General features: G+C 65.6%; 10 protein-coding genes, 1 tRNA gene and 1 pseudogene. 3 read left to right on the top strand and 9 right to left on the bottom strand.

The window, feature by feature from the left end:
• A pseudogene (locus DU475_RS13780) lies at nt 1–247 on the top strand (hypothetical protein); the annotation flags it as partial.
• A gap of 37 nt (nt 248–284) precedes the next feature.
• Here the strand turns inward: DU475_RS13780 and DU475_RS13775 are convergent.
• From DU475_RS13775 to DU475_RS13760, 4 genes are all read right to left on the bottom strand, one after another.
• Nucleotides 285–1,133 carry a transglutaminase-like domain-containing protein gene (locus DU475_RS13775; protein WP_013501821.1) on the bottom strand — a complete coding sequence of 283 codons (849 nt, stop codon included), beginning with the start codon at nt 1,131–1,133 and terminating at the stop codon, nt 285–287.
• 159 nt (nt 1,134–1,292) lie between these two features.
• Nucleotides 1,293–3,497 (bottom strand): glycogen debranching protein GlgX, encoded by a 2,205-nt coding sequence (glgX, locus tag DU475_RS13770; protein ID WP_164632449.1) that lies wholly within the window; start codon nt 3,495–3,497, stop codon nt 1,293–1,295.
• 255 nt (nt 3,498–3,752) lie between these two features.
• Nucleotides 3,753–4,313: a DUF4142 domain-containing protein gene (locus DU475_RS13765; RefSeq protein ID WP_164632448.1), complete on the bottom strand. Its 561-nt coding sequence runs from the start codon at nt 4,311–4,313 to the stop codon at nt 3,753–3,755.
• Between the two features lie 14 nt (nt 4,314–4,327).
• Complete coding sequence (locus tag DU475_RS13760) at nt 4,328–4,837, bottom strand: YciE/YciF ferroxidase family protein (protein WP_013501824.1); 510 nt, start codon at nt 4,835–4,837, stop codon at nt 4,328–4,330.
• Nucleotides 4,838–5,064: 227 nt separating this feature from the next.
• Here DU475_RS13760 and DU475_RS13755 point away from each other — a divergent pair.
• Nucleotides 5,065–5,138: transfer RNA gene (locus DU475_RS13755), tRNA-Gly, on the top strand.
• 181 nt (nt 5,139–5,319) lie between these two features.
• Nucleotides 5,320–6,090 (top strand): exodeoxyribonuclease III, encoded by a 771-nt coding sequence (locus DU475_RS13750; RefSeq protein WP_164632447.1) that lies wholly within the window; start codon nt 5,320–5,322, stop codon nt 6,088–6,090.
• An 8-nt stretch (nt 6,091–6,098) separates the two neighbouring features.
• On the opposite strand, the gene DU475_RS13745 is transcribed toward DU475_RS13750, so the two are convergent.
• The 5 genes from DU475_RS13745 to DU475_RS13725 form a co-directional block, all read right to left on the bottom strand.
• Complete coding sequence (locus tag DU475_RS13745; RefSeq protein WP_164632446.1) at nt 6,099–6,875, bottom strand: enoyl-CoA hydratase-related protein; 777 nt, start codon at nt 6,873–6,875, stop codon at nt 6,099–6,101.
• A gap of 14 nt (nt 6,876–6,889) precedes the next feature.
• Nucleotides 6,890–7,717, bottom strand: a complete 828-nt coding sequence (locus DU475_RS13740) for an SDR family NAD(P)-dependent oxidoreductase (protein ID WP_047308841.1) — start codon at nt 7,715–7,717, stop codon at nt 6,890–6,892.
• 148 nt (nt 7,718–7,865) lie between these two features.
• Nucleotides 7,866–8,270 carry a MaoC family dehydratase gene (locus DU475_RS13735; protein WP_164632450.1) on the bottom strand — a complete coding sequence of 135 codons (405 nt, stop codon included), beginning with the start codon at nt 8,268–8,270 and terminating at the stop codon, nt 7,866–7,868.
• Between the two features lie 14 nt (nt 8,271–8,284).
• Nucleotides 8,285–8,731, bottom strand: a complete 447-nt coding sequence (locus DU475_RS13730; protein WP_142882984.1) for a MaoC family dehydratase N-terminal domain-containing protein — start codon at nt 8,729–8,731, stop codon at nt 8,285–8,287.
• Between the two features lie 10 nt (nt 8,732–8,741).
• Complete coding sequence (locus tag DU475_RS13725; RefSeq protein WP_164632445.1) at nt 8,742–9,926, bottom strand: lipid-transfer protein; 1,185 nt, start codon at nt 9,924–9,926, stop codon at nt 8,742–8,744.
• Nucleotides 9,927–9,982 lie beyond the last annotated feature (56 nt).

The following is a 9,982-nucleotide window of genomic DNA, read 5'->3' as shown; positions in this document are numbered from 1 at the left end:
GGTGTCGCCGTTCTTCGCACAGCAGGAGGCTCCGGTGCAGTCCGGCTCCGGCGCGATCTGGGACGCCGCCGGTCATGTCGTCACCAACAACCATGTGGTGCAGAATGCCGGGTGCAAGCCCGGCCGCTTTTGCCGTCAGGAGGGGCTTTTGCCGGTGATGAGCGCGAGCCCGTGGCGAGGAGCGAAGCGACGAAGCAATCCGGATGCTCCCCACGGAGACTGGATTGCTTCGCTTCACTCGCAATGACGGAGAGTTGGGATCCGACGACGTCACGCCGAACGTGTCACGCCACTTTTGACAGCGGAGCGTCCGTCGCAGCTTCCTGGTTCGTCACCTCATGGGTGATCACTTCGAAGTTCAGCAGGTTGGTGACGCCGAACGAGGTCGAAATCGCGACGTCGGCTGCGTCGCGGCCACGGGCGATGACGATGCGGCCGATCCGCGGCGTGTTGTGCCGGGCATCGAAAGTGTACCAGCGTCCGTCGAGATAGACCTCGAACCATGCCGAGAAGTCCATCGGTGCCGGATCGGCCGGCACGCCGATGTCGCCGAGATAGCCGGTGCAGTAGCGCGCCGGAATGTTCATGCAGCGGCACAGCGCGACGGCGAGATGGGCGAAGTCGCGGCAGACGCCGATCTGTTCGGCATGGCCTTCGGAGGCGGTGCGATCGTTGCGGGCGAATTGATAGCCGAAGGTGATACGGTCATGCACGTAGTCGACGATCGCCTGCACCCGCTCCCAGCCGGCGGGGGTGCCGCCGAACAGCGACCAGGCGAGGTTCGACAGCTTGTCGGTGTCGCAATAGCGGCTGCCGAGCAGATACACCATCACCTCGTCCGGCAGTTCCGCCACCGGGATCTGGCGGGCGCCGGGCGCGACCTCGTCGGGCAGGCCGGAATCCTCGATCAGAAAGTCGTTGCTGATGTCGATGCGGCCGGGCGGCGCCACGATCCGGGTGCAGACGTTGCCGAACATATCGGTGAAGTCGTGTGCGGGCACATCCGGAGAAAACTTGATGACGTGCTCTCCGATCACATGCTGGGCGCGCGACGGATGCACGCTGAGCAGCAGATTGATGGGCGTCTCCTGAAAGCAGTGGAACGCGATGTGGTAGCCCGCGCGAATGATCACCTGAAGAGCTCCGTTGCTGATCGAGAAAGGGGCGGTCGCAGCCGGCCCGTGCTGTTGTTCTCAATCGCGGAATGAACCTGGTGTTCCCGCCATCCAGCGGAGATCATTGCGCAAATTTGTGGCAGCGCGTCGGCGGCAGATCCGCCGACGCGCCGTGGGTCACTCGCTCAGCCCGAACAGCAGCACCGAACGTGCGGTCACTTGATAAACCGCGCCACAGGCGAACTGCTCGTCCGGCAGGCCGCTCGGCAGGTTGGTGTCGATCAGCAGCGACCATGTCGAGCCGTGCGGGACCTCGGGCAGGGTGAAGTCGACCACGCCGTCGAAACTGTTCATCACCAGCAGCACGGTGGCGTGCTCACCGTGCTTGTGGATGCCGGTGGTTTGGGCGCGGCCGTCGAGCAGCATGCCGAAGCATTTCACATTTGGGTCGTCCCAGTGCTCCTGCTGCATCTCCCCGCCATTGGCGTTGATCCAGGTGACGTCGCGGACGTCGAGCTCTTCGTCGTATTGTCCGGTGAGAAACCGGCTGCGCCGCAACGTCGGCGTGGTCCGGCGCAGTTCCAGCAGCCGCTGCGTGAAGGCCAGCAGGTGTTGCGCGGCCTCGTCGTGGTCCCAGTGCACCCAGGAGATCTCGTTGTCCTGGCAATAGGCGTTGTTGTTGCCGTTCTGGGTGCGGCCGAATTCGTCGCCCGCCAGCAGCATCGGTGTGCCTTGAGCGAGCAGCAGGGTCGCCAGCATGTTGCGCTTCTGGCGTTCGCGTAGCGCCACAATGGTCTCGTCGTCGGTCGGGCCTTCCGCGCCGCAATTCCACGAGCGGTTGTAGGAGTGGCCGTCGCGATTGTCCTCGCTGTTCGCCGCGTTGTGCTTGTCGTTGTAGCTCGCCCAGTCGTTGAGGGTGAAACCGTCGTGCGCGGTGATGAAGTTGACGCTTGCCCAGGCGCGACGTCCTTGCCGGTTGAAGACGTCGCCCGAAGCCGACAGCCGCGGCGCCAGCGCCGCAGCCGGTGCTTCGCCGCGCCAATAGTCGCGCACAGTATCGCGGAATTTGTCGTTCCATTCCGCCCATCCCGGTGGGAAGCCGCCGACCTGATAGCCGCCGGGGCCGCAATCCCACGGTTCTGCGATCAGCTTCACCGAACTGAGCAGTGGGTCCTGCATCACGGATTTCAGAAAGCCGCTCTGCTCGTCGAAGCCGTAATGCTCGCGCGCCAGGATAGTCCCGAGGTCGAAGCGGAAACCGTCGATGTGCATCTCGCCGGCCCAGTAGCGCAGGCTGTCGTTGACCATCTGGATCACGCGCGGATGCGTGAGGTTGACGGTGTTTCCGGTGCCGGTGTCGTTGATGTAGTAGCGCTTCTGCTCCGGGAGCAGGCGATAATAGCTGGCGTTGTCGATGCCCTTGAACGACAGCGTCGGACCGAGTTCGTTGCCTTCGGCGGTGTGGTTGTAGACCACGTCGAGGATCACGGCGAGGCCGACATCGTGCAGCCGCGCCACCATCTCCTTGAACTCGCGCAGGCTGTTGGGCACGTCCGCGGCGTAGCGCGGATCGGGCGCGAAGAATCCGATGGTGTTGTAGCCCCAGTAATTCACCAGATTCTTGTCGAGCAGATAACTGTCGTTGACGAAGGTATGGATCGGCAACAGCTCGACCGCGGTGACGCCGAGTGAGGAAATATAGTCGACCACCGGCTTGGTGCCGAAGCCCGCATAGGTGCCCCGCAGATCTTCGGGTACGTCGGGATGCAGCTTGGTGAAGCCTTTGACGTGAGTTTCGTAGATGACCGCCTGGTCCCACGGCACGAATTTGCGGCCGGGCTCGCCCTTCCAGTCGAAATCCGGATCGACAACCACGCATTTCGGCACGAACCGTGCGCTGTCGCGTTCGTCGAACGTGGTGTCGTCGCCGCTCTCCATCACATAGCCGAACACGGCCGGAGCCCAGGTCAGCTCGCCGGCATGAGCGCGCGCGTAAGGGTCGAGCAGCAGCTTGTTCGGATTGAAGCGATGGCCGTTCTCCGGCTCGTAGGGTCCATAGACCCGGTACCCGTAGAAGGTGCCGGGGCCCACATCCGGGATGTAGCCGTGAAACACCTCGTCGGTATATTCCGGAAGTTCGATGCGCCGCTCGGTATCGCCATCGAACAGGCAGACTTCGACCTTGGTGGCGTTGGCGGAGAACAGCGCGAAGTTGGTGCCATTGCCGTCCCAGCAGGCGCCGAGCGGATAGGGCAAGCCCTCGCGCACGGCCGAGGAGTCGTGCACCACCTGATACGGCGGCGGCTCGGGCGATTTCGAGGCGACCTCGGCAGCGGCGGCAGTCTCAGCGGGCGGTTCGAGGGTTTCGCTGACGTCGGTCATCGACCGCTCTCCGCTGCGAGCGGAGCTGTGCCCGCGCGGTACGCCCGCGGGAAAATGGAAAACGCCGACGGTCTGGTCATTTGCTGATGTTCCCCCGAATGAGCTTCACCGGACAATGCGGCAACCAGGAGTCCGGTTCCACCGATCCGGAAAAGCTCGTCGCAATCGGCAGGCATCTCGAAGCCTCGGCCCGGCATCGTGACGATGCCGGGCCGAGGCTCCAGTCTCAGACCAGTTGGTGACGCAATCGGCGGATTACTTGGCAGACTGCGACGTCGTGCTGGTGCGGTCGCGTTCGAGCTGCTTGGCCATCTCGAGATGGTGCTGCAGCTTTGGCAGCGTGGTGCCGGCCCAGTTCTTCAGGGCATCGTTGTCGCCGCCCTTGGCGTAACGTTCGAACAGCGACACCGCGTCCTGGTGGGCTTCGACCTGCTGCTCGCCGAACAGCTCGCTGAACTCGGCGCCGCTGGCGTTCTTCAGCTTGTCCAGCTTTTCCTGGTGGGCGGAGTCGAGTGCGGTCGGCAGCGCGGCCTTGACCTTGCCGTCGGTCACCATCGCCTTGAGCTCGCTCGAGGTCTTGGTGTGATCGGTGATCATCTGCTTGGCGAAGGTCTGCTGGGCGGCATTGCCCTTGCGCTCGGCGAGCTGGTTCGACTGGATCTCGTACATGTCGCTGATCGCGACCTGCTTGACGAAATCGGGGGTGGAGGGCGCGATGCCGAGCACCGAATTGACGCCGGTCTTCTCGGTCACCGATTGCGCCAGCGCCGGGGTGGCGATCAGCAGGCAGCCGAGTGCGAGTGCTGTGCGGTTCATGCGGTTGTTTCCTTTCAGCTTGCAGCTTTGCGATTGACGCCCTTGCGCAGCGCCACGGTGTTGAGCTTGGTGTTGGCGGCCTTTTCCTCGTTCAAATTGGTGGTGAGGAAGCGGACGATGTCGTCGTGGCCGAGTTCTTCGGCCCAGGCGATCAGGGTGCCGTAGCGGGCGATCTCGTAGTGCTCGACCGCCTGCGCGTTGGCGACGATGGCGGCGTCCAGCACGGTCTTGTCGGCGATCTCACCGGCGGTCTCGTCGGCTTCCTGGATCAGGCCGTCGATCGCCGGGCAGTTCACGCCCGACGGCTTCTCGCCGAGCTTCTTGAACACCTGGTCGAGCCGTTCGATCTGCTTCTGGGTCTCTTCCAGATGCGCCTTCAGGCCCTGCGACAGGTCACGGTTGGTGGCCTGCTCGATCATCTTCGGCAGCGCCTTGGTGATCTGCTGTTCGGCGTAATAGATGTCGCGGAGGCCGTGCAGCAGCAGGTCCTCCATGGTCTGAATGTCCTTGCTGAAGAATCCCATCGTCGCCTCCGCCCGAATGGTCCGCGTCCCGCGGTTCGACCGGAGAACCGGGAACGGTCGATTCTGTTCCGCAGCGCGCGCGCCCGAGCGGGCGGCCGGCCCGGCTACGGCCAGGACGGGTTGCGCCGCGGGCCGCCGGGGTCATTCCGGTGATCGGCAGACGAAGTTGGGGGGCGCCAACCAGGGGAGTTGAGGCTCCGCGGCTAACGTGTTACGGGGGCTGCATTGCGGGTGTAGCTCAATGGTAGAGCAGCAGCCTTCCAAGCTGAATACGAGGGTTCGATTCCCTTCACCCGCTCCAGCTTCCGATCCAAAATATATAGAACTGTCTGAGGCTTACGGTCTTTCGGCCGGGGTTTTGGCTTGGCGCGGCTCGCCCTGAGCCAGGGCGCAAATAGAGCGCAGGCACTCACGCCATCGGGATCAATCCGGCCGCGCTCGCGTTGCTCAGGCCGAGGGCCGGCAGGCGGGTGCGGGGCGGCGTGAAGATCGCGACCTTCAACGTCAACAATGTCAACAAGCGGCTGCCGGTGCTGCTGGCGTGGCTGAAGGCGGCGCGGCCGGAGATCGTCTGCTTGCAGGAGCTGAAGGCGGCCGATGCGGACTTTCCGGAAGCGGCGCTGCGCAGAGCGGGCTATACGGCGGCGTGGGCCGGGCAGAAAAGCTGGAATGGCGTGGCGATCCTCGCCCGCCGCCGCGAGATCGTGGTGACCCGGCGCCGGCTGCCTGGCGCGCCGCACGACAAGCAGAGCCGCTACATTGAGGCGGCGGTTGCCGGGATCATCGTCGGCTGCCTGTACGCGCCCAACGGCAACCCGCAGCCGGGGCCGAAATTCGACGAGAAACTCGCCTGGCTGAAGCGGCTGAACCGCCATGCGGCGACGCTGCTGAAGAGCGGTGCGCCTGTGGTGCTGGCCGGCGACTTCAACGTGGTGCCGACGCCGGCCGATATCTACCCAACGAAATCATGGGACAAGGACGCGCTGGTGCAGCCGGCGCCGCGCAAGCTGTTCGCGGCGTTGCTGCGCCAGGGCTGGACCGATGCACTGCGGCACTGCCATCCGGACGACGCGCCATACACATTCTGGTCGTATTGGCGAAAACGGTTCGAGCGCGACGCGGGCTTGCGGATCGACCACCTGCTGCTCGATCCGTCGCTGGCGCTGCGGCTGAAGCGGGCCGGCGTCGATCGCAAGGTGCGGGCGGCGCCGCAGGCGAGCGATCACGCGCCCGCCTGGATCGTGATCGACTGAGCGCGACGTCAGCGGCCGGTGAAGTTCGGCGGGCGCTTCTCGACGAAAGCGGCGGCGCCTTCGCGCAGGTCCGCGGTGACGAACGCGCGGCCCTGCTGCTGGGCTTCGTCGTCCAGCACTTCGGCGAGCGGGGCGCTCCATGCAGCTTCGATCTGGCGCTTGATCAGGCCGATGCCGATCGGTGGTCCGGCCGCGAGCTGCTGGGCGATCGCCATCGCGTCGTCCATCAGGCGGTCGTCGTCGACGGCCTGGAAGATCAGGCCGGATTGCTCGGCCTGTTCGGCGGACAGCGGCCGGCCGAGCAGCGCCAGTGCGCGGGCGCGGGCCACGCCGATCGCGCGCTGCACGAACAGCGAAGTGCCGGCATCGAGCGCGGCGCCGAGCTTGACGAAGCTCAGCACGAACTTGGCCGAGCGCGCCGCCAGCACGATGTCGCCGGCCAGCGCCAGCCCGACGCCGGCGCCGGCTGCGGGGCCATTGACCGCGACCACGATCGGCTTCGCGGCACCGCGCATCGCTTCCAGCACCGGGCTGAGCTCGGCGCGCATCCACGGCGCGACGTCGGCGCCGGCGTCGAACGTCTCGCTGCCGAGCGCCGCGCCGGCGCAGAAGCCTTTGCCGGCGCCGGTGAGCAGGATGGCGCGCACCGCATCGTCTTTGAGTGCCGCGTTCAAGGCGGCGCCGAGCTCGCCGAGCAGGCCGCGGCGCATCGCGTTGTATTGCGCCGGGTTGTTCAGCGTCAGAATCGCGACGGCACCGCGCCGCTCCGACAGAACCAGGGTCATCGCCGTATGTTCGCTTAGAGGATCAGGCCGCCGCCGCAGACCAGCACCTGGCCGCTGACGTAGTTCGATTCCGGGCTGCAGAACAGATACACCGCGTCGGCCGCTTCCTCCGGCGTGCCGCCGCGGCCGAGCGGGATCATCCGTGCCATCGCTTCCAGCATTTGGGGCTGCACGCCGACCTTGATGTCGCGGCCGGCGACGTCGATGGTCTTCTGCTGCGCTTCGATCGGCTGGGTGAGGCGGGTGTTGATCAGGCCGAACGCGACGCAATTGACGTTGACCTTGTAGCGGCCCCATTCCTTGCACAGCGTCCGCGTCAGCCCAACCAGCGAGGCTTTCGCCGACGAGTAGCTGGCCTGCCCGGCATTGCCGTAGAGCCCTGCGATCGACGAGATGTTGACGACTTTGCGGAACACTTCCTGGCCGGCCTCGGCTTCCTTCTTGGCGAAGATCCGGATCGGCTCGGCGGCCGCGCGCAGGATGCGGAACGGCGCCACCAGATGCACGTCGAGCATCGCCTGGAATTGCTCGTCGGTCATCTTCTGGATCGTCGAGTCCCAGGTGTAGCCGGCGTTGTTGACGATGATGTCGAGGCCACCGAACTTCTCCACCGCGGCGCCGACGAAGCGATCGGCGAAGCCCGGCTCCGAGACGCTGCCGTTGACCGCGATCGCATCGCTGCCCATCGCCTGGATTTCGGCGGCGACGGCGTCGCCCGGTTCGGCGTCGAGATCGTTGACCACGACGCGCGCGCCTTCGGACGCGAGCTTCAGCGCGATGGCGCGGCCGATGCCGCGGCCCGATCCTGTGACCAGCGCCACCTTGCCTTGCAGTTTGCCCATGAGATGTCCTTCAAATTGTTGAACGCACACGCAGTTATTAGTGGGTCGTCATGCCCGGGCTCGTCCCGGGCATCCACGCCTTACGGCGGTCAACGACAGCAAAGACGTGGATGGCCGGGACAAGCCCGGCCATGACGGATGGGTAGTGCTAAACGGCGACGATCGCTTCGCCGGCGAGCTTGATCTCGCCGGTCTGGTCGCGGGCGGTCAGGGCGAGTCGGGCGCGGCGCTCGCCGCCGGCCTCGATCAGCTCAGTGACCTCGCCCTCGCAGGTGATCTCGGCACCGAGCTGGGTGATCGCCGCAAATCGCGTCGAGAAGCTGCGGATCCGGCCCGGCGGCACCGCGTCGCTCAGCGCCTGGCCGAGATAGCCCATCACCAGCATGCCGTGGGTGAACACGTCCGGAAAACCCGACGCCTTGGCGAAATCGATGTCGACATGGATCGGATTATGATCACCGGAGGCGCCGCAATACAGCGCCAGACGGTGACGGTTGATCGCCGGGAAGCGCTTGTGGACGATGCGGTCGCCGACCGTGGGGGAAGTTGTCATGTCCATCATGTCGGTCATCCGTTGCGCACCACGATGGTCCGCGTCGTATCGGCGACGTGAACCCCGTGCTGATTGGTGACGGTGGTTTCGACGCCGATCAGCGTCATTGCGCCACCCTTCTTGTCGGTGACGCTGGTCACCTGCGGGCTGAAGGTGAGGCTGTCGCCGACCATCACCGGGGCGTGGTAGGTGAAGCTCTGCTCGCCGTGCAGCACCCGGCCGAGATCGATCTCGAGCGCTTCGAGGAACTCGAACGGCTTTTCGTTGTCGAGCATCTCGAGGCAAAACAGATAGGTCGGCGGGATCGGCGGCGCCGCGAAGCCTTCGGCCTTGGCCGCGGCGGCGTCGCGATACACCGGATTGGTCTCGCCGAGCGTGTCGAGAAAATAGCGCAGCCGGCCGGCTTCGACATGGGCGGTCACCGGTGTGAACCGGCGACCAACAGCGGATTGATCGACCATTGCGTCAGCCTCACGCGCGCTCGTACAGCGTCACCACGCAGGCGCCGCCGAGACCGAGATTGTGCTGCAACGCGCGCTTGGCGCCGTCGACCTGGGTCGCCTCCGCGGTGCCGCGGAGCTGCCGGGTCAGCTCGTAGCATTGGGCAAGGCCGGTGGCGCCGAGCGGATGGCCCTTCGACAGCAGACCGCCCGACGGGTTGGTGACGAACTTGCCGCCATAGGTGTTGTCGCCGTCGGCGATGAACTTCTCGGCGCCGCCCTCCGGGCACAGGCCGAGCGCCTCGTAGGTGATCAGCTCGTTGTGAGCGAAGCAGTCGTGCAGTTCGACGACGTCGATGTCGTCCGGCCCGACGCCGGCGTCCTCGTACACCTTGGTGGCCGCGGCGCGCGCCATGTCGTAGCCGACCACCCGCATCATGTCGTGCGCCTCGAAGGTCGAAGCAGTGTCGGTGGTCATCGCCTGCGCGGCGATACGGACGCGGGTGTCAAGGCCGTGCTTCTTGGCGAAGGCTTCCGACACCAGCACCGCCGCGGCGCCGCCGCAGGTGGGGGGACAGGCCATCAGCCGCGTCATCACGCCCGGCCAGATCACCTGATCATTGAGCACATCGTCGGCCGAGACTTCCTTGCGGAACAGCGCCAGCGGGTTCTTCGCCGCATGGCGGCTGGCCTTGGCGCGAACTGCCGCGAACGACGACAGCGGCGTGCCGTACTTCTGCATATGGCTGAGGCCGGCGCCGCCGAAATAGCGCAGCGCCAGCGGCACGCCGGGCGCATCGATCAGCTTGTCGGCAGCGGCGTCGAAATCCTCGAACGCGCTGGGCCGATCGACGAACACCGAGCCGAGAGCGCCGGGCTTCATCTGCTCGAAGCCGAGCGCCAGCACGCAGTCGGCGGCGCCGGAGGCGATCGCCTGCCGCGCCAGATACAGCGCGGTCGAGCCGGTCGAGCAGTTGTTGTTGACGTTGACGATCGGGATGCCGGTCATGCCGACCTGGTACAGCGCGCGCTGGCCGCAGGTGGAGTCGCCATAGACGTAGCCGACGAACGCCTGCTGGATCGCGTCGTAACCGACGCCTGCATCGCGCAAGGCCAGCCGCGCCGCTTCGGCGCCCATCAAATGATACGGCTCGTTCGCGCCCGGCTTGACGAACGGGATCATGCCGACGCCGGCGACGTGGACGGGTGACGCCATCGTTTCCTCCCTAAACTTACCCATTGGACTTTTTATTACCCATGAGTAATATATGC

This window comes from Rhodopseudomonas sp. WA056 (genome assembly GCF_010906995.1).
Classification (GTDB): domain Bacteria; phylum Pseudomonadota; class Alphaproteobacteria; order Rhizobiales; family Xanthobacteraceae; genus Rhodopseudomonas; species Rhodopseudomonas palustris_G.
Note: the sequence above shows the minus strand (reverse complement) of the source record. Positions and strands in the feature narration are given on the sequence as shown.